Source organism: Thioalkalivibrio versutus (genome assembly GCF_001999325.1).
Taxonomy (GTDB): Bacteria; Pseudomonadota; Gammaproteobacteria; order Ectothiorhodospirales; family Ectothiorhodospiraceae; genus Thioalkalivibrio; species Thioalkalivibrio versutus.
This window is the reverse complement of record NZ_MVAR01000015.1, coordinates 1-20,633: the sequence shown is the minus strand read 5'-3', so window position 1 is coordinate 20,633 and position 20,633 is coordinate 1. Positions and strand designations below refer to the sequence as shown.

General features: G+C 67.2%; 16 protein-coding genes and 2 riboswitches. Of the genes, 5 read left to right on the top strand and 11 right to left on the bottom strand.

The window, feature by feature from the left end; genetic code table 11:
- Window positions 1-819, top strand: coding sequence for a thymidylate synthase (locus B0684_RS05350; RefSeq protein ID WP_018176393.1), 819 nt, complete (start codon window positions 1-3; stop codon window positions 817-819).
- 17 nt (window positions 820-836) lie between these two features.
- On the top strand, window positions 837-1,331 hold the full coding sequence (locus B0684_RS05345) for a dihydrofolate reductase (RefSeq protein ID WP_018176394.1): 495 nt from the start codon (window positions 837-839) through the stop codon (window positions 1,329-1,331).
- A 421-nt stretch (window positions 1,332-1,752) separates the two neighbouring features.
- Here the strand turns inward: B0684_RS05345 and znuB are convergent, their stop codons facing one another.
- Window positions 1,753-2,574 (bottom strand): zinc ABC transporter permease subunit ZnuB, encoded by an 822-nt coding sequence (znuB, locus tag B0684_RS05340; RefSeq protein WP_026287963.1) that lies wholly within the window; start codon window positions 2,572-2,574, stop codon window positions 1,753-1,755.
- Window positions 2,571-3,404: a zinc ABC transporter ATP-binding protein ZnuC gene (gene znuC / locus B0684_RS05335; protein WP_018146126.1), complete on the bottom strand. Its 834-nt coding sequence runs from the start codon at window positions 3,402-3,404 to the stop codon at window positions 2,571-2,573. Before znuC ends, znuB begins: the two co-directional genes overlap by 4 nt.
- A 44-nt stretch (window positions 3,405-3,448) precedes the next feature.
- Here znuC and B0684_RS05330 point away from each other — a divergent pair, with 44 nt between their 5' ends.
- Complete coding sequence (locus B0684_RS05330; protein WP_018650375.1) at window positions 3,449-4,576, top strand: zinc ABC transporter substrate-binding protein ZnuA; 1,128 nt, start codon at window positions 3,449-3,451, stop codon at window positions 4,574-4,576.
- 189 nt (window positions 4,577-4,765) lie between these two features.
- Here B0684_RS05330 and B0684_RS05325 read toward each other — a convergent pair whose 3' ends face one another.
- The 9 genes from B0684_RS05325 to B0684_RS05285 form a co-directional block, all read right to left on the bottom strand.
- Entirely contained in the window at window positions 4,766-5,125 is a 360-nt protein-coding gene (locus B0684_RS05325; RefSeq protein ID WP_018176397.1) for a diacylglycerol kinase, read from the bottom strand.
- Window positions 5,126-5,149: 24 nt separating this feature from the next.
- The gene (locus B0684_RS05320; RefSeq protein ID WP_018650376.1) at window positions 5,150-8,692 is read right to left on the bottom strand and encodes a PAS domain S-box protein; all 3,543 of its coding nucleotides are present in this window, start codon (window positions 8,690-8,692) and stop codon (window positions 5,150-5,152) included.
- 31 nt (window positions 8,693-8,723) lie between these two features.
- On the bottom strand, window positions 8,724-11,096 hold the full coding sequence (locus B0684_RS05315) for a sensor domain-containing diguanylate cyclase (RefSeq protein WP_018650377.1): 2,373 nt from the start codon (window positions 11,094-11,096) through the stop codon (window positions 8,724-8,726).
- Window positions 11,097-11,343: 247 nt separating this feature from the next.
- Window positions 11,344-12,852 carry an aminomethyl-transferring glycine dehydrogenase subunit GcvPB gene (gene gcvPB / locus B0684_RS05310; protein WP_018169375.1) on the bottom strand — a complete coding sequence of 503 codons (1,509 nt, stop codon included), beginning with the start codon at window positions 12,850-12,852 and terminating at the stop codon, window positions 11,344-11,346.
- A gap of 81 nt (window positions 12,853-12,933) precedes the next feature.
- Window positions 12,934-13,461, bottom strand: coding sequence for a thiol peroxidase (gene tpx, locus B0684_RS05305; RefSeq protein WP_018146132.1), 528 nt, complete (start codon window positions 13,459-13,461; stop codon window positions 12,934-12,936).
- A gap of 63 nt (window positions 13,462-13,524) precedes the next feature.
- Window positions 13,525-14,877 carry an aminomethyl-transferring glycine dehydrogenase subunit GcvPA gene (gene gcvPA, locus B0684_RS05300; protein ID WP_018176401.1) on the bottom strand — a complete coding sequence of 451 codons (1,353 nt, stop codon included), beginning with the start codon at window positions 14,875-14,877 and terminating at the stop codon, window positions 13,525-13,527.
- 84 nt (window positions 14,878-14,961) lie between these two features.
- On the bottom strand, window positions 14,962-15,354 hold the full coding sequence (gene gcvH, locus B0684_RS05295; RefSeq protein ID WP_018176402.1) for a glycine cleavage system protein GcvH: 393 nt from the start codon (window positions 15,352-15,354) through the stop codon (window positions 14,962-14,964).
- 75 nt (window positions 15,355-15,429) lie between these two features.
- Complete coding sequence (gene gcvT / locus B0684_RS05290) at window positions 15,430-16,533, bottom strand: glycine cleavage system aminomethyltransferase GcvT (protein WP_018169372.1); 1,104 nt, start codon at window positions 16,531-16,533, stop codon at window positions 15,430-15,432.
- Window positions 16,534-16,653: 120 nt separating this feature from the next.
- Window positions 16,654-16,765: riboswitch (glycine riboswitch) on the bottom strand.
- 1 nt (window position 16,766) lies between these two features.
- Window positions 16,767-16,868, bottom strand: a riboswitch (glycine riboswitch).
- Between the two features lie 192 nt (window positions 16,869-17,060).
- Window positions 17,061-17,981: a ZIP family metal transporter gene (locus tag B0684_RS05285; protein ID WP_018650378.1), complete on the bottom strand. Its 921-nt coding sequence runs from the start codon at window positions 17,979-17,981 to the stop codon at window positions 17,061-17,063.
- A gap of 158 nt (window positions 17,982-18,139) precedes the next feature.
- Between B0684_RS05285 and B0684_RS05280 the strand changes: the two genes are divergently transcribed.
- Both B0684_RS05280 and nadC read left to right on the top strand, forming a co-directional pair.
- Window positions 18,140-19,531, top strand: a complete 1,392-nt coding sequence (locus B0684_RS05280) for an alanine/glycine:cation symporter family protein (protein ID WP_018650379.1) — start codon at window positions 18,140-18,142, stop codon at window positions 19,529-19,531.
- 64 nt (window positions 19,532-19,595) lie between these two features.
- Window positions 19,596-20,429, top strand: a complete 834-nt coding sequence (gene nadC, locus B0684_RS05275) for a carboxylating nicotinate-nucleotide diphosphorylase (RefSeq protein ID WP_018650380.1) — start codon at window positions 19,596-19,598, stop codon at window positions 20,427-20,429.
- Window positions 20,430-20,633: the final 204 nt, after the last annotated feature.

The window sequence follows — 20,633 nt, the reverse complement described above, 5'->3', positions numbered from 1 at the left end:
ATGCAGCAATACCTGGACCTGGTGCGGCACATCCGCGACCACGGCACGGACCGTCCGGACCGCACCGGTACCGGCACGCGCTCGGTCTTCGGCTACCAGATGCGCTTCGACCTGGCCGACGGCTTCCCGCTGGTCACCACCAAACGCACCCATCTGCGCTCGGTAATCCACGAACTGCTGTGGTTCATCGCCGGCGATACCAATGTCGGCTACCTGCGCGAGCACAAGGTCCGCATCTGGGACGAGTGGGCCACCGAGGCCGGCGACCTGGGCCCCGTCTACGGCGCGCAGTGGCGCAACTGGGCCGGCCACGACCAGCTTGCCGAACTGATCGACAACCTGAGGAACCGCCCCCACTCCCGGCGCCACATCATCAGCGCCTGGAACGTGGCCGACCTGCCGGACGAATCCATCTCGCCGCAGGCGAACGCGGAGGCCGGACGCATGGCCCTGGCGCCCTGCCACACCCTGTTCCAGTTCTACGTGGCCGACGATCGCCTGTCCTGCCAGCTCTACCAGCGCAGCGCGGATGTCTTCCTCGGCGTGCCGTTCAACATCGCCAGCTACGCCCTGCTGACCCACATGCTCGCGCAGGTGGTGGGCCTGAAGCCCGGCGAGTTCGTCCATACCTTCGGCGACGCCCACCTCTACCGCAACCACCAGGAGCAGGTCGAAGAACTGCTCGGGCGCGAACCGCTGCCGCTACCAACCCTGCACCTGAACCCGGACGTCACCGACCTGTTCGCCTTCACCTTCGACGACATCGAGGTGCGCGACTACCAGTCGCACCCCCCGATCAAGGCCCCCATCGCGATCTGAGCGTTACCGGAGTCCCCATGCCCCAGCCCGAGATTCATCTGATGGTCGCGCTCGATCCGGATCACGTGATCGGGCGCGACAACGACCTGCCCTGGCACCTGCCGAAGGACCTGCAGCACTTCAAGCGAATGACTGCCGGTCACCCGATGATCATGGGGAGGCGCACCTTCGAATCCATCGGGCGCCCGCTGCCGAAACGCCGCAACCTGGTGCTGACGCGCCAGGCGGACTGGCAAGCGGAGGGTATCGAGGTCTATCGCGATCTGGATGCGGCGCTGGCCACCATCGAGGCCGGCCCCGCCTTCGTGATCGGCGGCGCCGGGCTGTTCGCGGAGACCCTGCCGCGCGCCGACGTGCTGCACCTGACCCGGGTGCACGAGTGCCATGCCGGCGACACCTTCTTCCCCGCCCTCGACCCCGCGGACTGGGACGTCGTCTGGTCCGAGCACCACGAAGCCGACGAACGCCACGCCTGCCCCTTCACCTTCGAACGCCTCGAACGCCGCCGCTGAACGCGACCCGGCGCCGTCCAGGGACCGTGCGGGCCCGGGTATGTACAGCACCCGGCGGCCGAAGGTGGCCCTGGAACGCAGTGGTACACGCCCCAGGGCTCCACGCCCCTCCTGCTTCGTGATCCCGGAAACCACGTAGCGGTTATCCGGGATCACGGCGGCCGGGGTTCCCGGCCCTTCGCTTCGCTGCGGCCGGGATGACAGTACAGGGGCCGGGGCCGGGGACGGGGACATTCCAGAAAGGCCCGGATTAAAGCGACCTGCGGCGGGCTATTTGCGCCCCTGGACGATCCCCCTGACTGGCTGACCCTCGTGGCTAATCAGGAACAATCTTTCTCTGTGCCCCCTAGGGTGCACAATCGCCCGGATCCTTAGCCCGTTCTTCGTGCCTTCGTGCGCTTCGTGGTGAAGAAAGGTGTTGTCAGCGCCCGCCAAAGTGGGGTATCAGGCGGCCGGGCAGCAGGTGGACCAGGATGAAGCCCAGCATCGCGGCGACCACGATGGTCGGGCCGGTCGGGGTGTCGTACTGGAAGGAGCCCCACAGCCCGGCCCCCACGGCCAGCATGCCGATGATGCCGGCGAGGATCGCCATCTGCTCGGGGGTGGCCGCAAAGCGCCGGGCACTGGCCGCCGGGATGATCATCAGCGCCGTGATCAGCAGCACGCCGACCACCTGCATCGCCGCCGCGATCACCAGTGCGATCAGCAGCATCAGGCCCAGCCGCACCAGCAGCACCGGCACACCCTCCACCTGGGCGAGCTCCTCGTGCACGGTCAGCGCCAGCAGCGGGCGCCACAGCAGGATCAGCAGCAGCAACGCCACGCCACCGCCGATCGCGATGGACATCAAGTCGTTGGTGCCCACCGCGAGGATGTCACCGAACAGGTAGGCCATCAGATCCACCCGCAACCCCTCGATAAAGGTAACGGCGACGATCCCCAGCGACAGCGAACTGTGCGCGAGAATCCCGAGCAGGGTGTCCGAGGCCAGTTCCTGCCGCCGCTGCAGCAGTACCAGCAGGATGGCGATGGCCACGCACACGATCGTGACCATCAGGTTCAGGTTCAGCCCCAGGAGTACCCCGAGGGCGACGCCCAGCAGCGCCGAATGCGACACGGTATCGCCGAAATAGGCCATGCGGCGCCAGACCACGAAGGCCCCCAGCGGACCCGCGACGGCGGCCACCATCAGCCCCGCCAGCAGCGCACGAATCAGGAAATCGTCGAGCAGGCCATCCATCATCGGGAGTCGCCCCCGGGACCGGGCCGGTGGGCATGGCCGCAGCCGGCGTGATGTTCGTGTACATCCCCGGCGACATCGTGCACGTGGTCGTGATCGTGCCGGTAGACGCCGATCCCCTGCATGTCCGTCTCCGGGAACAGGCGCTGGTACTCGGGATGCCGCGATACCTCCTCCGGCCGGCCGGTGCAGCACACATGCTGGTTCAGGCAGATCACCGCATCGGCCCCGGCCATCACCAGGTGCAGGTCGTGCGACACCATCAGCACCCCGCAGCCGGTCTCGTGGCGGATGTCATCGATCAGCTTGAACACCTCGCCCTGGCCGACGATATCCACCCCCTGGGCGGGCTCGTCCAGCACCAGAAGGTTCGGCCGATTGAGTAGGGCGCGCGCCAGCAGCACCCGCTGCATCTCGCCGCCGGAGAGCGACTGCACCGGCTTGTGCAGCAGATGCGGCACGCCGACCCGCTCCAGGCCTTCGCGCAGGACGGCCTCCGGGGCCCGCTGGCGCAGCGTCAGGAAACGCCGCACCGACAATGGCAGCACCGGCTCGATCTGCAGGCGCTGGGGCATGTAGCCGATGCGCAGCCCGCGCCGGCGTTGTACCCGGCCCTGTCCCGGCTTCCACAGTCCCAGCAGCACTCGCAACAGCGAGGTCTTGCCCGCCCCGTTGGGGCCGATCACCACGGTCACCTCGGCCGGCCGCACCTGGACCGAGACATGATCCAGGATCACCCGCCCGCCGCGTTCCAGCGAGACGTCGCGGGCGGCCAGCAACGGCGAGGCGTCCGTCGCCGGTTGCGCGTGCGGGGAAGGGGTTTCGCGATTCATATTGGTATACTATAACGTTATTGAATCCGATGGAGAATCCGCCCATGCGCTCTGCTGCCCGCCGCCCGACCTTCCTCGCCCTGCTCCTGGCCCTGGCGTTTCTGGTGACGGTGGCCATGCCCGCGCAGGCCGACAGCCCGCGCATCGTCGCATCGATTCTACCGATTCACAGCCTGGTTGCCGCGCTGGCCGGCGACACCCACGAGGTGGAACTGCTGGTGCCGGCCAGCGCATCGCCCCACGGCTATTCCATGCGTCCCTCCGAGGCACGGCGCCTGCAGCAGGCCGACCTGGTGGTCTGGGTCGGTCCGGAGCTCGAGGGCTTTCTGGAGCGCTCGCTGCACGGGATCGCCGACCGCGCGACGGTCATCAGCCTGATGCACGACCTCGAGCTCGATCTTCTGGAGGGCCGCACCGGGGGCGTATGGGAAGGCCATCATGACCACGGCGACGATGGCGGCCATGGGCATGACGATCACGGCGATCACGGCGATCACGGCGATCATGGACATGACCATCATGCCCACGACGATCACAACGGACACGCGGACCACGCACACGACCATGACGCGCACGACCACGATGCTCACGGCTCGGATAATCATGGACACGCCGCGCATGACGACGGGCACGGGCATGCACATGGCGATTACGACAGCCACCTGTGGCTGTCGCCGGGCGTCGCACGGGCCATCGTCGAACAGCTTGCGGAGCGCCTCGCGGAACTCGATCCGGAACAGGCCGCAACGATCCGGGACAACCGGGACGGCCTGCTCCAGCGCATCGACGAGATGGACGCCAGGATCGCCGAGCAACTGGCGCCGGTACGCGACCAGCGCTTCATGGTGTTTCACGACGCCTACCAGTACTTCGAGCAGCACTATGGCCTGAACGCGGCCGGCTCCATCAGCGTCGATCCCTCGCGCATGCCCGGGGCCCGCCGGCTGTCCGAACTACGCGGCCGTCTGGCACAGGGCGATGTCGCCTGCCTGTTCACCGAACCGCAGTTTCGCCCGGCGCTGGCGGAAACCGTGGCCGAGGGTACCGGCACCCGGCTCGGCATGCTCGATCCAATCGGCGCGGAGCTGGAGCCTGGCCCCGATGCCTGGTTCCTGCTGATGCAGGGTATGGCGGACGGCTTCACCGACTGCATGGCACATAACGGCTCCTGACGGACACGCGGCCCCACCTCCGGACGCCGCGCATCGCCGCCCCACCTTCCTGTGCCGTCACCCCGGAAACCGCGTAGCGGTTATCCGGGATCTCCCACGCCGGGACAGCCCCCGAAGCCGGATATCCCGGCTCTGCGCTTCGCTTCGGCCGGGGTAACCGAAGGGAAAAGGCCCGGATGCCCACCGCGGTCAGAGCAGGATCAGCCCCCACACCAGCGCCGCCAGGAGGAAGCTGACCAGCACCGCGGCCGAGGCCATGTCCTTGGCGCGCGCCGACAGCGGATGGCGTTCGTCGCCAAACCGGTCGATTGCCGCCTCCACCGCCGAGTTCAGCAGTTCCACCACCAGGATCAACAAGGCACTGCCGGCCAGCAGAGCCCGCTCCACCCCGCTCTCGCCCAACCAGATCGCCAGCGGCAGCAATACCGCGAGCAACGCCAGCTCCTGACGAAACGCCGACTCGTGCTGATACGCCTCGCGCAGCCCGCGCCAGGAATACCCGAAGGCATGCAGCACCCGGCCCAGACCGCGTCGGCCACTATGCGCCACCCGGATTCCCCTCGGTGCGCCCCGTCATGCGGCGGGCGGCGGCGCCACGGCCACCCGGTTGCGGCCCTCGCGCTTGGCGCGGTAGAGCGCCTCGTCGACCCGCCGCAGCAGCTCTCCGCGGGGCTCGCCGGGGTGAAACGCCGCCACCCCGAGGCTGACCGTGACCCTGCCTACGCCCGGGAAGGCATGCCCGGCCACCCGCGCCCGGATCAACTCCGCCACCCGTGCGCCGGCCTCCGCCGGGTCGCCCGGAAGCAGGACCATGAACTCCTCGCCCCCCCAGCGCCCGAGCACATCCGCGCCACGCAGGCGTTCGCCCGCCACGCGGGTCACCTCCTGCAACACCACATCCCCGGCGGCATGACCATAGGTGTCGTTGACCTTCTTGAAGTGATCGAGGTCGAACATCACCAGCGAGAACCCCTGTCCGTAGCGTTCGGCGCGCTCGACTTCGCGATCCAGCAGGCTTTCGAAATAGCGCCGATTCGCAACACCGGTCAGTCGGTCATAGAAGGCCTGACGCTCGAGTTCCGCCTGGTTGCGTTCCAGCTCTTGCTGGGTGGCCTTCAGCGCGGTGATGTCGACCGCCGTTCCGGCCACCCGGGTCACCCGACCCTCTGTGTCCGCAATCGGGTAACGGCGGACCCGAACCCAGCGCTGCTCCCCGTCCGGGCGCAGAATTCGAAAGGTCTCGTCGGCCGTTCCGTCCCCGAAAGCCCCGGAAAGAAACACCGCCTCCACCCGGGCACGGTCCTCCGGATGCACGGCCTCCAGCATCTCGGTCCGGTCGCGGTACAGGTGCTCGCGGCTGTACCCCCAGACCCGTTCGTAGGCCGGATTGACGTACAAAATCGAATGCTCGTCCTGCAGCCAGAAGACCTCGTTCACGGACCCGGCCAGCTGGCGGAAACGCGCCTCGCTCTCGCGCAGGGCCTCTTCCACGGCCTTGCGTTGCGAGAGATCACGCAGGATGGTCGAGATTTGCCGCACCTGCCCCTGGCCATCGTGGCGAACCATGATGACCTGGGACACCGGCACTTCGTGGCCTTCGCCATCCAGCACGACAGTCTCGCCCTGCCAGATGCCCTCGCGCATCGCCACCGGGACCGCCTCCTGCAGGATATGGTCCGCGGCCCAGGGCGGATGGAACCGCCGGACCGTGGTCTCCAGGGAATCCACCTCCGTCGGCAGGCTTCGGGTATTCCAGCCGGTTTCGGGGTCCCACGGCTCTCCGGAGGCCGGTGGCAGACCGAACAATGCACGCCCGCCCGCATTCAGGAACAGCATGTTCCCGTCCGGCCCGTGCATGCCGACCACATCGGGGGTGAACTCCAGGATGCCGACCAGCCGGCGCAGGTTCTCCTCCAGCGCGCGGCGGTCGGTCACGTCCTGCACCGTCCCGATCAGGCGTCGGGGCTTGCCGCCGGCATCGCGCTCGACCGCGCCGCGCGTGTGGACCACGCGCTCACGGCCATCGGGCCGCAGGACCCGGAAATGAATGTCGTACTCCCCGGTCTCCAGCGCCGACTCCACCGTGGCGGCCACGCGGTCCCGGTCGTCCGGGTGCACGGCCTGCAAGAAGCCCGCATAGTTCGCCTCCCAATCCTCCCGCCGCAGGCCGAAGATACGATAGACCTCGTCCGACCAGCGCGTGCGATCCTCCTGGATCGTCCAGACCCAGCTCCCCACGTGCGCGATGCGCTGCGCCGCGGCCAGTTCCTCGCCACGCTCGCGCAGGGCCCCCTCCATCGCCACTTGCTCGGTAATGTCGATCATCACCCCGTGCCAGACGATGCTGCCGTCCGTTCGCAGGACTTGCGGCGTCGCGCGGCCCTCGACCCAGACCGTCCCGCGTAACGGATGGCGGACGCGGAAACGCACCTGCCAGGGCCCCAGCGAGCGCGCCGACTCCTGGATGCTGACCTGGATCCGCGGAAGATCCTCGGGGTTCACCCGGGCGAAGGCCGCATCGGCATCCTCCTGGACCTGGTCAGGGGACAACCCGTACACCCGCTGGACGCCTTCGCTGACGAACGGGAAGGCGTGGCGTCCGTCCGGATACAGGCGGTATTGGTAGATCGCCCCGGGCAGGTGGCTGGTCGCCTTGGTCAGACGCGCCTCGCGCTCATGCCGGGCGGTCTGGTCCTGGAACGAGACCACGGCGCCGTCGACCCGCCCGGATACGTCGAACGTGGGTGCGGTAAAGACACTCACCGGAAACAGGGTCCCGTCGGCACGCGCGAAGTGATCGTCCCAGGCCTCCAGCGGTTTGCCGGTCTCGAGGACGCGGTAGATCGGACAGGCCTCGGGCGGATAGGGCGTCCCGTCCACCAGTGTGTGATGGTTGGTCGAATGCGCGTCCTGCCCGAGGGCATCGCCTTCGCTCTCGAACCCGAGCAGACGGCAGGCCGTCGGGTTCAGGAAGGTATAGCGGCCATAGCGATCCAGGCCAAAAACGCCTTCGGCCAGGCTGCCCAGCAAGCGCGTCTGGAAGGCCTCGGCCGCCCGCAGCTCGGTGACATCCTCGATCACCCCGTCGAACACGAACCGGCCATCCGCATCCTCGGTCCGGTAGGCGGTGATCCGGGCACGGAAGGGCCGTCCCCGCAGTGTCCTCAGATCCACTTCGCGACCGACGACCCGCCCATAGGCCTCGAGATCGCGACTGAACGCCTCGCGCTCGAGCGGATCGCGGTAGAGCTCGCGGACCGGCGTCGAGCGCAGCTCGATCTCGGTGGCGGCCTCGAACAGCTCCACCATGGCCGGATTGAGACGGACAAAGCGGCCCTCCAGCCCCGGGGTGTTGCGGTAGACCCCCACCGGGAGGCGACCGAAGGCCACCCCGTAGAACTCCAGCTCGTGTTCGTAGCGGCGGGCCTCCGACACGTCATGGATGATCGAGTAGAGGTACCGGTTCCCGTCCAGCACCACCGGGCCGGAGTACACCTCGACATCACGAATCTCGCCCCCGCAAATGCGGTGGCGAAAACGGAAGAAGCGACGTTCCTCGCGGGCCGCCCGCTCCATCTCGGTACGCACCTCGTCCGCCGAGAGCGTGTTGATGTCCTGGATGTGCATGGCCTTCAGCGCCTCGGCCGAATAGCCGTAGAACGCCGCCGCGGCCGGATTGGCGTCCACGATCCGCCCGTCCTCCGGGTCGATCAGCAGCTTCGGGGCGGTATTGGCGGTAAAGGTCTGTTCGTAGACCTGGCCGGCGGAATCGCCCTGCACCCGGCGCTGCACGGTGGCGAGCCGCCCGTCCGGGTCGGGCGTCAGCGCAAGCGTGCAGGCAACCGCCCTCGCGTCCTCGACGTGCGGCGCCCTGAGCGAAAGCTCCAGGGTCACTTCGGCCGAGCCGGAGCGCGCGAGGGCGTCCATCAACGCCTTGTGCTGCCCCTGCGGCACACACTCGGCCAGCCGCACACCATCGAAGTCATCCGCCGCGCAGCCCAGCCATTCCGCCAGGCGCGCATTGGCCGCATGAATGCGGCCACTGGCCTCCAGAAACACCAGCCCCACGGCGGCCCGGTGGAACAAGCCCGTGCCTGCATGCTCCGCAGGATCCATCAAGTCTCCCCCAGGAGTTTGGCCGTGGCCGTCAATCCTGCCATACGACCCGATTGCGCCCCGAGTGCTTGGCCCGGTACATCGCATCGTCCGCACGCTTGATCCAGTCCTTGATCGCCTCGCCACGACGACACTCCGCCACCCCCAGACTGATGGTCACCTGCCCGACCCGGGGCAGATCCAGCGCGGCCACCTGCCGGCGCAGATCCTCGGCCAGGCGGCAGGCATCTTCGGCCCGGGTACTGGGCAGCATGACCATGAATTCCTCGCCGCCCCAACGGCCCAGCACATCGGACTGGCGCAGGCGTTCGCCGGCCGTCGCCACCACCCGGCGCAGGACCTCGTCGCCGATGTCGTGGCCATGGGTGTCGTTGATCCGCTTGAAGTGGTCCAGGTCCAGCATCACCAGCGAACAGGGGTCTGCATAGCGCTCCGCCCGCCGGGCCTCCTGCTCCAGCAATGCCTCGAAATGGCCCCGATTGGCGGCATCGGTCAGCGTGTCGTAGAAGGCCTGATATTCCAGCGCAGCCTCCAGCTCCTTCTGCCGCGAGATGTCGTGGAACATGGCGATGTAGTACTCGATCACACCGCTGGCATCCCGGATCGCAGTCACGATCTCGTGCAGGGGGAAGATCCGGCCATCCTTGCGCCGGTTCCACACCTCGCCGGACCAGTGGCCGTTTTCACGCACGGACTGGAACATCTCGTCATAAAAGCCGCGGTCCTGTCGGCCCGAATTCATGATGCGCGGATTCTGGCCCACCGCGTCTTCCTCGGTGAATCCCGTGAGTTCGGCAAAGGTCGCGTTGACGCGCTGGATCGTACCCTCGACATCGGTGATGAAGATCGCCTGACTGCTGTCGAAGGTCGCCGCCAGCAGACGCTGCTCCTGCTCCAGATGATGGCGTTCGGTGATGTCCTGGACCGTGCCGATCATCCGCTGGACGCGTCCAGCGGCATCGAACTCTACATAACCGCGTTCGTGCACCACGCGCTCGTCGCCGTCCGGGCGCAGAACCCGGTGCACGATATCAAGCGCCCCGTCCCCACCCAGCGAGGCATCCACCTCGGCCTGGACCCGTTCGCGATCGCCCGGATGCACCGCATGCATAAAGGCCTCGTGCGTCCCGCCCCATTCACCGCGGGACATCCCGAAAATCCGGAAGACCTCGTCCGACCAGCGAACCTCGTTGCGGACAAAGTCCGACACCCAGTTGCCGATATGCGCGATGCGCTGGGCCTCGGCCAGCTCGCGCTCGCGCAGATGCAGGACCTCTTCGGCCTGCACCCGTTCGGTGATGTCCAGGATCACCCCGAACCAGAGCACACTGCCATCCTCCAGTGCCTCGGGACTGGCATGCCCTTCCACCCAGATCTCGCCGCGCTCGGGGTGGCGCACGCGATAGCGCTGACGCCACGATTCCAGGCAGCGCATGGAGGCCTCGATACTGGCGGCGACCCGCTCGACATCATCCGGGTGGATCACGTCGAAAACGCGGCGGGCATCGAGCATTACGGCCTCGGGCGTCACGCCGTACACATCGGCCATGCCCTCACTGGCATACGGGAACGACGCCCGGCCATCCGGGTACTGGCGGTACTGGTAGATCACCCCGGGCAGGTTGTGCGCAATCTTTTCCAGATGGCGCTCGGTCTCCTCCCGCGCCCCCACGTCCTGGAAGGCACCCACCAGTTCGACGACCGCGCCCTGACCGTCGCGGATCGCCGTCACCTGATCCTCCAGCCATTGCCAGTGCCCGCTGGGCATGCGCTGGCGATAGCTCAGGCGACAGAATCCGCGCGCGCCATCGGCCAGCCAGCGCTTCACCTGGCCGGCGCAACGCTGGTAATCCTCGCGAGCCAGGTGGGCCTGCAACCAGTCAGGCTGGCCGGTAACCTGCTCTGGCGCCCAGCCAGTGACGGCCTGCACGTTGGGGCTGAGCCAGGTCATGGTGCCGAAGTCCGAGGGGTCCATGGTGTAGATCACGGCCGGACTGGCGCGCAGCAGGGTCTCGGTACGCTGCTCCGTCTCCTTGCGCACGCCAATATCGGCGACCGCCACGAGCAGGGCCTCGGGGCAGTCCTCGGTGGCCGGGATCCGGCTAACCGCCAACTCCACCCAGTGCGCCTGATCGGTGGCATCCAGCAGACGCGCCTCGAAGCTGCTGGTGCTGCAATCCCCGTTCAGCAGGACGTGACGCCGCGCCGCGCAACGCTCGCGGTCGTCCGGGCACACGTAGTCTTGCAGGATCGCGTCCGCCAGATCCGCCGGATCACAGGCCAGCAAGGCGCCCAGGCGGGGATTGGCGCGCAGGATGCGCCCCTCGGTATCCATCTCGGCCAGCCCCACCGGCGCATGCTCGAACAGCGCCGCATAGCCGTGGATGGCACAAATCTCGCTCATTGGGTTCCTTGTCCGTCTGCGTCTCTCTTTGCAGAGACTTCGTCAAAGACACGCCCGGCGTGCCTTCTGCCCTCGGACCTGGCGGTGGATTGGTAGACTGAGTCCAGAAACCTACCAGATAACCAGTCCGGTTTCCGCTTGACCCCACAATAAGGCGTTTACTGCCCTGCAAAACGGTAACGCCCCCGACAAGCGGGGGCGTTACAGGACGAACCAGGAAGCCCGGGGCGGGTCCCCGGGAATCCCGTCAGCCGTGCGTACCGGTGCGCGGCGCGCTGGCATCCCCGTCCTCGGCGGGCTGGAACACGACATCCAGCGCCTTGGCGGCGGCCACTTCGTTGAAGCGCCGGTTCGGTAGCGTGTGTGGCGCGCCCTTGATCGTGTCCATGTCGTTCTCCGACTCGGCCAAGATGCAGGCCATCGCCTCGACGAAGCCGTCCAGAGTCTCTTTCGACTCGGTCTCGGTCGGCTCTACCAGCAGGCACTCCGGCACCAGCAGCGGGAAGTAAGTGGTCGGCGCATGGTAGCCGTGGTCGAGCAGGCGCTTGGCCACATCGCCCGCAGTCAGTCCACGTTCCTTGGCCTGCTTCTTCATGGTCACGATGAACTCGTGCGTGGCACGGCGCTTGGGATAGGCCAGGTCGAACCCGGCCGCGGCCAGTTCGCGCGCCAGGTAGTTGGCATTCAGGGTCGAGAATTCGGAGACCCGCACCATGCCCTCGCGGCCCAGCATGCGCATGTAGATATAGGCCCGCAGGAGCACACCGGCGTTCCCGGCAAAGGCGGACAGGCGCCCAATGCTCTGCGGACGATCGGTTTCCTCGGCAAAGCGGTAGCCGCCCTGCTCGGCTTCGATCACGTGCGGGATCGGCATGAACGGCAGCAGCCGTTCGGCCACGCCCACGGCACCGGAACCCGGTCCACCGCCACCATGCGGCGTGGAGAAGGTCTTGTGCAGGTTCATGTGGATCACATCGAAGCCCATGTCGCCCGGGCGCACCTTGCCGAGGATCGCGTTCAGGTTGGCACCGTCGTAGTACAGCAGGCCGCCGGCCTCGTGCACGATGCCGGCAATCTGCTTGATGCGCCGTTCGAACACGCCCACGGTGGACGGATTGGTCAGCATGATCCCGGCGGTGTGCGGACCCACGGCCGCCTTCAGGGCCTCGATATCCACGTCACCGGTATCGTCGGTGGGGATCTCGCGCACCTCGTAGCCGCACATGATCGCGGTCGCCGGGTTGGTGCCGTGGGCGGCATCCGGCACGATGATCTCGCGGCGCTCGGTATCGCCGCGGGAATCGTGGTAGGCGCGGATCATGGCCACACCGGTGTACTCGCCCTGGGCACCCGCCATCGGCGCCAGCGACACGGCCTTCATGCCGGTCACTTCCTTCAGCATCTCCTGCAATTCGAACATCGTCTGCAGGAAGCCCTGGCTGTGGCTGGCCGGAGCAAGCGGATGCCGGTTCAGGAACCCGGGCAGCATCGCGAGGCTGTTACAGGCGCGCGGGTTGTACTTCATCGTGCACGAGCCTAGCGGGTAGAACTCGGTGTCGATGGAGAAGTTCTTCTGCGACAACCGCGTGTAGTGCCGCACCACGTCCAGTTCCGAGGCCGCCGGCAGACCCGGCGCGGACTTGCGCTGCAGGTTCGCCGGGATGCGGGTCGCGGCGTGGTCGCGCGGCGCCTGGGCCACGGCCGAGCGGCCGGCGCGGGAACGTTCGAAGATCAGATTGGCTTCAGTGGTGCTCATAGCGGTTTCTCGCTTGCGTATTCGGGTGACGGCGACCGGGCACAGGCCCGGCCACCGGCGGCACGGAGGGACTCCGGCCGATTACTGGGTCGGGCTCAGGTTGGCCCGATCATCCAGGGCCGCGAACGCGGCGTCGTAGTCCGGCTCGTCGCCGATCTCGGAGACCAGCTGGGCGTGCATCACCAGGTTGTCGGTATCCAGCACGACCACACCGCGCGCGGTGATCCCGGCCAGCGGGCCGTCCTGGATCAGCACGCCGTAGTCCTGGGCGAAGTTGCGATCGCGCATCATCGACAGCACGGTCACGCGTTCCAAGTTCTCGGCGGCGCAGAAGCGGCTCATCGCGAACGGCAGGTCGGCGGAGACGATCAGGATCTCGAGATCCGGACGGCTGGCGACCATCTCGTTGAACTTCTTGGTGGAGTCGGCGCAGACCGGGGTATCCAGGCTGGGCACGATGGAGATCAGCTTGCGCTTGTCGCCGAAGTCGGCCAGTGAGACATCCTGCAGATCCTTGTTGGTCAGCTTGAAGTCCGGGGCCGGCGAGCCCACGTGCGGCAGATCGCCGTTGGTGTTGATCGGATTACCTTGCAGCTTGATTTCGGCCATGGTTGCCTCCCGGCTTGATGTGTATGGCGCTTGGTGTCGTTGACCGTGGGAAGCCGAACCGCCTCAGGCGGCCTGCTCCCAAGTGGTCACGTACTGCTCCAGGTCGGATTCGGTCTTGGTCTCGGTGGCGCAGGCGAGCACGCAGCCATCCAGCTGCGGATAGTCCCGGCTCAGCTCGAGGCCCGCCAGCACGCCGGCATCGGCCATGGTCTGCACGCGGGTCGCGGCATCGCCGCCGAAGTCCAGCGCGACTTCGTGGAAGTACTCGCCGGTAAAGCGCGGCTTGATGCCCTTGGCGGCCAGTTTTTCCACCAGCGCATGGGTGTTGGCGTAGCAGGCCTCGGCCACGCGGGTCAGGCCCTCGTCACCCAGCAGCGACATATGGATCGTCGACGCCGTCACCACCAGGCCCTGGTTGGTGCAGATGTTCGAGGTCGCCTTGGAGCGGCGGATATGCTGCTCGCGCGCCTGCAGGGTCAGCACGAAACCAGGCTTGCCGTCGGCGTCCTCGGCACGGCCGACTATGCGCCCCGGCATCTGCCGGATATGCTTTTTCAGCGTGGTCATGAAGCCGTAGTACGGCCCGCCGGACGACAGCGGCGCACCCAGCGGCTGGCCCTCGCCGACCACGATGTCCACGCCATTGGCGCCCCACTCGCCCGGCGGCTTTAGCAGCGCCAGCGAGACCGGGTTCACCACGGCGATAACCGGGATGCCGCGTTCTTCGGCCCACCCGGTCAGGGCATCCACGTCTTCCAGGATGCCGAAGAAGTTGGGCTGGCTGATCACCATGGCGGTGACGTCGTCGTCCGCATACGGCGCCAGCGCCTCCACCGGGGTCTGGCCGGTGGTTTCGTCGAACGGCAGTTCGACCAGTTCGATGCCCTGGTTGCCGATCAGCGTCTTCACCACCTTGCGATAGTCCGGGTGCAGCGCCCCCGGCAGCAGCACGCGCTTGGCCTTGGAACGGCGATTCACGCGCACCGCCATCAGCACGGCCTCGGCCAGGGCGGAGGCGCCGTCATACAGGGAGGCGTTGGAGACCTCCATCCCGGTCAGGCGGCTGATCATCGTCTGGTATTCGTAGATCAGCTGCAGCGTGCCCTGGCTGGCCTCCGCCTGGTACGGCGTGTAGGCGCTGTAGAACTCGCCGCGGGTAGCGATCTGCCACACGGCGGCCGGGATGTGGTGCTCGTAGGCACCGGCCCCGATGAAATTCGATGGCATGCCGTCCTTCGCAGCCCGCTCCTGCATCAGGCGGGTGATGCCCATCTCGCTCTCGCCCTCGGGGATCCCCGTGAGTGGCGGCGCACGCAGGTCGGCGGGAATCTCGTCGAACAGGTCCTCGACGGATTCGGCGCCAATGCTGTCGAGCATGGCACGGATGTCTTCTTCGGTATGCGGGATAAACGGCATGTCAGGTCTCGCTTTCGCCGATTGCGGCGAAGTTCGGTTGGGTCCCGGCCGGACGCGGCCGGGACCGGTGATACGCGGCTACGCTCAGGATTCCGCCTCGACGTGCGCGGCATAGGCATCCGCGTCCATCAGCGCATCCAGCTGGCCGGCATCGGACGGCTCCACCTTGAACAGCCAGCCATCCTCGAAGGGCGACTCGTTGACCTTCTCGGGGCTGTCGGCCAGGTCCTCGTTGACCGCGGTCACCTCGCCGGAGATCGGCGCATAGATATCCGAGGCGGCCTTGACCGATTCCACCGTGGCGCAGGCCGTGCCGGCCTCGATGGTGCTGCCCGCTTCCGGGGCCTCGACAAACACCAGATCGCCCAGCAGTTCCTGCGCGTGATCGGTGATACCCACGGTCACGCTGCCGTCGGCCTCGCTGCGCACCCACTCGTGGCTTTTGGTGTACTTCAGGTCCTTCGGTGCTTCGCTCATGACATCTTCCTTTTGCTTGTTAGATCCCGCCTGCGCAGTGTAGTCCGGTGCACGCGGGATGAGGCAATCCTCGCTTCAGTTTTTCGGCAGATCGATCTGCGGCTCGCCGTTGCGGACGAACACCGGCTTGACCACGCGCACCGGCAGCTTGCGGCCGCGGATGTCCGCGTGCAGCTGCTCGGCCTCGACCCCGGCCGGGATACGCGCGAACGCGACCGACACGCCCAGACTGGGCGCGAAACTGCCGGAGGTGACCACGCCGTCGCCGGCCTCGGTTTCGATGCGGGTGCCGCCACGCAGCACCCCGCGACCATCCAGCACCAGCCCCACCATGCGTTCCTTCACGCCCTCGGCCTTCGACTGCTCGATCGGCGCGCGGCCGATGAAGTCGCGCTCGGCATCCTTCAGCGCGATGGTCCAGCCCAGGTTGGCGGTCAGCGGATTGGTCTGGTCGTCCATGTCCGTGCCGTAGAGATTCATGCCGGCCTCCAGGCGCAGGGTGTCGCGCGCGCCGAGGCCGATGGGGTGCACGCCGGCATCCTTCAGCTTTTCCCAGAGATCGTCGGCCTCATCAGCCGGCAGCATCACCTCGAAGCCGTCTTCGCCGGTGTAGCCCGTGCGGGCGACAAACCACTTGTCATTCCAGACCGCGGAAAACGGCTTGAGATCCCCCGCATTGCGCAGATCGGCCGGCAACAGCGGCAGGGTCTTCTCTACCGCCTGCGGGCCCTGAATCGCAATCAGGGCGAACTCCGGGCGCGGCTCCACGTTCACGTCGAAGTCCTTCGCGACCGCCTGCATGTGAGCGATGTCGCCCTCGGCCGTCGCGGCATTGACCACCGCGCGGTAGGTATCGCCACCGGTCCAGTAGATGATCAGGTCGTCGATCACGCCGCCGGCCTCGTTCAGCATGCAGCTGTACAGCGCGCGACCCTCGGTCTTCAGCTTGGCCACGTCGTTGGCTAGCAGATAGCGCAGGAAGGCCTGGGCCTGCGGGCCGTGGATATCCACGACCTGCATGTGCGAGACATCGAACATGCCGGCGGATTCGCGCACCCGCTTGTGCTCCTCCATCTGGGAGCCGTAATGCAGCGGCATCTCCCAACCGGCGAAATCGACCAGCTTGGCCCCCGCGCGCTGATGCGCGGCATGGAGCGGAGTTGTCTTCAACGTCGTCATCTAGTTCTCGCCTTGCTTGCGTGTCGTGGTCGGCTCGCCGGCATCCGCCGGTGGAACCGCGAGGCCCGGCCGCCGCGCTCCGGGCATAAAAAAAGGGGCGGCCGGCAGAATGAATCTGCCAGCCGCCCCTCTGTCCTGAAACCTGAGAGTTTGCGTCGCGTCAGCCCGTTGTCGGACTGCGTGACCGCCCCCTTCGGTGGGCCGTTTCCGGCCGCTCTCCAGAGTGTGTCTCCTGCACCGTTCCGGTCCTGTAGCCTGAGCGATTCCGGGCGGATGTTGCGCCTTCGGCGTCTGCCAATCGACTGGCGATCGCAGATCTCTTCCAGAACGGTGTGCGGGCATTGTCGGGCGCCCACAGACGAAAGTAATTGTAGACCAAAATACCCTCGCTGCGAAAGCCCGGACGGGCCGCGCCACTATTCCGACGCCCCGGCCTGCCCCCTCACACATCCAGAAAGCCCCATCATTGCTTCGTCGCTGCGCTCCTCGCAATGACGGTGCCAGTGGCGACCATTGTGCGCGGTGCCCTACAACGCCATGTCGATCGCGAGGAGGACGACGAAGCCGACCAGGACCCCCACCGTGGCCTGGGCCTCGTGGCCCTTGCGGTGCGACTCGGGGATGATCTCGTGACTGATCACGAACAGCATCGCTCCGGCCGCGAACGCCAGTCCCCAGGGCAGCAGAAACCCCATCAGCGTGATCGCACCGGCCCCGATCAGGCCGCCGAGCGGCTGCACCAGCCCGGTCAGCAAGGTCACCCCGAATGCCGCCCACTTGCTGTAGCCCAGCGACAGCAGGGCGATGGCGACCACCAGCCCCTCGGGCATATTCTGCAGCCCGATCCCGATGGCCAGCGCGATCCCGTCGCTCACGTCATCGCCGCCGAAGCCGACCCCCACTGCCAGGCCTTCCGGCAGGTTGTGCAGTGCGATTGCAAAGATGAACAACCAGACGCGGCGAATCTTCTGCGGGTCGGCCCCGCTTTGCGGCCCGATGAAGAAATGCTCGTGCGGCACCAACTTGTGCAGCGCCAGCAATGCACCGCCACCCAGCCCGATCCCCACCGCGAGCACGACAATGGCCATGCCCACGCCGCCGTACTGCGCTTCCGCCTGCTCCACCGAGGGCAGCACCAGCTCGAAGGCCGTGGCCGACAGCATCACCCCGGCGCCGAAACCCATCATTGCATCCTCGACCGACTGGCTGATGCGGCGCAGGAAGAAGATCGGGATCGCCCCCACCGCGGTCATCAGACCGGCGACGAAACTCGCCAGCAAGCCGATCTGCAGCGTGTTCAGATCGGCAATGCGCTCTTCCAGCATCGGCCACAGCAGGCTAACCAGCCAGATGAAGACCGCCAGTGCGATCAGCGATCCGACGAGGAAGATCCGGGGTACCGGTTTGCCGTGATCCGGCTCGGAAACGGCGGGAGAGGGTTCGGTCATGCGTCGTCCTTGAGAGTCGAAGCCGCCATTGAAACAGGGTCCATCGCGGCGTTCCACAGACGCGCCCAATGGCCGGGTTCGACAAAAGCTATCGTCAACACTCGTTGTGCGCGGTAGAGTTTTCAGCCAAAGCCGCTCCGGACCAGAAGGACCCACCGATGCTCGACACCATCGACCAGTTCCTCGGCGACACCGCCGGCCTGCTTTGGGGCAACCCGCTCACCCTGATCCTGCTGCTGGGCACCGGGCTCTACCTCACCATTCGCCTGGGGCTGGTCCAGGTCGTCGCATTCCGCGAGGGCTGGCGCGCCCTGCGCGGGTCAGATGGACGCGGCGGCGGCACCGGGCAGATCTCGCCATTCCAGGCGCTGTCGACCGCGTTGTCCGGCACCATCGGTACCGGGAACATCGCCGGTGTGGCCACGGCCATCGCGCTGGGTGGCCCCGGGGCGCTGTTCTGGATGTGGGTGACGGCCTTCTTCGGCATGGCCACCAAGTTCGCCGAGACCACCCTGGCCGTTCGCTACCGCGAGATCGCCCCGGACGGCAGCATCGCCGGCGGGCCAATGTTCACCCTGCTCCACGGCCTCAAGATGAAGAAGCTGGCGATCCTGTTCGCCGTCTTCACCCTGATCGCCTCGTTCGGCATCGGCAACATGGTGCAGGCCAACTCGGTGGTCGACGGCCTGACCTTCATCGTGCCGGATCTGCGCGCCGACGACGACATCATGGGCTGGATGGCCCTGATGATCGGCCTGACCATGGCCGTGCTGGTGGCGCTGGTGATCATCGGCGGTGTGAAGCGCATCGCCATGATCGCCTCGACCATCGTCCCGTTCATGGCCGTGATCTACATGCTGGGCGCCTTCGTGGTGATCGCCGCCAACATCGAGGCCGTCCCGGCCGCGATCGGGACCATCCTGAATCTCGCGCTCAACCCCTGGGCCGCCGGCGGCGGTGCCATCGGCCTCGCCATTCAGTACGGCGTCGCGCGCGGCATGTTCTCCAACGAGGCGGGCCTGGGCTCCTCGGCCATGGCGCACGCCGCGGCCAAGAACGGCGACCCGCCGCGCGAGGGCTCGGTGGCCATGCTCGAGCCGTTCATCGACACCATCGTGGTCTGCACCCTGACCGGCCTGGCCATTGTCGTCACCGGGGCCTATATCGACCGCGCCGACGACGTGGTCGGTGCCTCGCTGACCGCCACCGCCTTCAGCTCCACGCTGGGTCCGTTCGGCGCCATGGTAGTCGGCATCAGCCTGATGCTGTTCGCCTTCTCCACCATGATCGCCTGGTCCTACTACGGCGACCGCTCGGCCTACTTCCTGTTCGGCGAACGCGCGGTGATGCCCTACCGCGTCGTGTTCGTCATCCTCATCGTGATCGGCGCGACCATCCCGCTGGGCGTGGTCTGGAACTTCTCCGACATCGCCAACATCCTGATGGCCGCACCCAACCTGATCGCGCTGATCCTGCTGGCCGGCCTGGTCAAGAAGCTGCGCGACGACTACGTGGCGCATCGCCCGATGCCGGATCGCCATGAGGGATGAGCACAGCTTTGCGGGCGGTCCATCCGACCCGTTCGCACAGGGCCCCGCACGTCCGGACGCGGCCATGCTGGTGCGCGAGGTCGAAGGCGCCCTCGCGGAGGACCTGGGCCCCGATGGTGTCGACGGCGACCTGACCGCCGCCCTGGTCCCGGCTGAACGGGTGGCGCGCGCCACGCTGCTATTGAAGGAGAGCGCGATCGTTTGTGGCCAGCCCTGGTTCGACCGCGTGTTCGCCAGCCTCGCGCCGGAGACCCGGATCGACTGGCAGGTGGCCGAAGGCACCCACGTGGAAGTGGACGACGCACCGCGCGTGATCGCTACCCTGGAAGGCCCCGCACGGGCCGTTCTGGCGGCCGAACGCGCGGCCCTCAACCTGCTCCAGACCCTCTCCGGAACGGCCACCGAGACCGCCCGCTGGGTCGCCCGCCTGAAGGGCACGGACAGCCGCATCCTCGATACCCGCAAGACCCTCCCGGGCCTGCGCCACGGGCAGAAGTACGCCGTGCGCTGCGGCGGGGGCCACAACCATCGCCTCGCCCTGTGGGATGCCGTGCTGATCAAGGAAAACCACATCGCCGCCTGCGGCTCCATCGCGGCCGCGGTGGAACGAGCCCGTACCCTGGGCGCCGGGCGCTGGGTAGAGGTCGAGACGGAGAACCTCGACGAGGTCGATCAGGCCCTGGCCGCCGGGGCCGACGTGATCATGCTCGACGAGCTGTCGATGGCAGATCTGGCCACGGCCGTGCAGCGCATTCGCGGCCGCGCGATCTCCGAGGCCTCCGGCGGGGTCACACCGGATACCCTTGCGGCCATCGCCGCCACCGGCGTGGACTACATCTCGGTCGGCGCGCTGACCAAGCACCTCCACGCCATCGACTACTCCCTGCGCCTGGACTAGCCCGCGGCTTTCGCGTTGCAATCCCGGCGATTACTGCGCGCCGTTCACCGCCTGGGGCCGGGCCTGGTTCATCCACTGGTGTTTAGGATGGCTTCGGTCCGCCGCCTGCCTGGTTGTGGCTGGCCACGGTTCGCCATCCGGTGTTTACGGTGGCTGCGTCCAGCCGCCTGCCACGCGCTGACTCGCCAGCGCACCGCGAGGTAC

What these genes read in the sequence shown, in the direction of transcription:
- gcvT (WP_018169372.1), bottom strand. Translation starts at nt 16,533, where the DNA reads ATGACGACGTTGAAGACAACTCCGCTCCATGCCGCGCATCAGCGCGCG.
- gcvH (WP_018176402.1), bottom strand. Translation starts at nt 15,354, where the DNA reads ATGAGCGAAGCACCGAAGGACCTGAAGTACACCAAAAGCCACGAGTGG.
- B0684_RS05330 (WP_018650375.1), top strand. Translation starts at nt 3,449, where the DNA reads ATGCGCTCTGCTGCCCGCCGCCCGACCTTCCTCGCCCTGCTCCTGGCC.
- gcvPA (WP_018176401.1), bottom strand. Translation starts at nt 14,877, where the DNA reads ATGCCGTTTATCCCGCATACCGAAGAAGACATCCGTGCCATGCTCGAC.
- B0684_RS05320 (WP_018650376.1), bottom strand. Translation starts at nt 8,692, where the DNA reads ATGGATCCTGCGGAGCATGCAGGCACGGGCTTGTTCCACCGGGCCGCC.
- gcvPB (WP_018169375.1), bottom strand. Translation starts at nt 12,852, where the DNA reads ATGAGCACCACTGAAGCCAATCTGATCTTCGAACGTTCCCGCGCCGGC.
- B0684_RS05315 (WP_018650377.1), bottom strand. Translation starts at nt 11,096, where the DNA reads ATGAGCGAGATTTGTGCCATCCACGGCTATGCGGCGCTGTTCGAGCAT.
- B0684_RS05345 (WP_018176394.1), top strand. Translation starts at nt 837, where the DNA reads ATGCCCCAGCCCGAGATTCATCTGATGGTCGCGCTCGATCCGGATCAC.
- B0684_RS05285 (WP_018650378.1), bottom strand. Translation starts at nt 17,981, where the DNA reads ATGACCGAACCCTCTCCCGCCGTTTCCGAGCCGGATCACGGCAAACCG.
- B0684_RS05280 (WP_018650379.1), top strand. Translation starts at nt 18,140, where the DNA reads ATGCTCGACACCATCGACCAGTTCCTCGGCGACACCGCCGGCCTGCTT.
- B0684_RS05350 (WP_018176393.1), top strand. Translation starts at nt 1, where the DNA reads ATGCAGCAATACCTGGACCTGGTGCGGCACATCCGCGACCACGGCACG.
- znuB (WP_026287963.1), bottom strand. Translation starts at nt 2,574, where the DNA reads ATGATGGATGGCCTGCTCGACGATTTCCTGATTCGTGCGCTGCTGGCG.
- nadC (WP_018650380.1), top strand. Translation starts at nt 19,596, where the DNA reads ATGCTGGTGCGCGAGGTCGAAGGCGCCCTCGCGGAGGACCTGGGCCCC.
- tpx (WP_018146132.1), bottom strand. Translation starts at nt 13,461, where the DNA reads ATGGCCGAAATCAAGCTGCAAGGTAATCCGATCAACACCAACGGCGAT.
- znuC (WP_018146126.1), bottom strand. Translation starts at nt 3,404, where the DNA reads ATGAATCGCGAAACCCCTTCCCCGCACGCGCAACCGGCGACGGACGCC.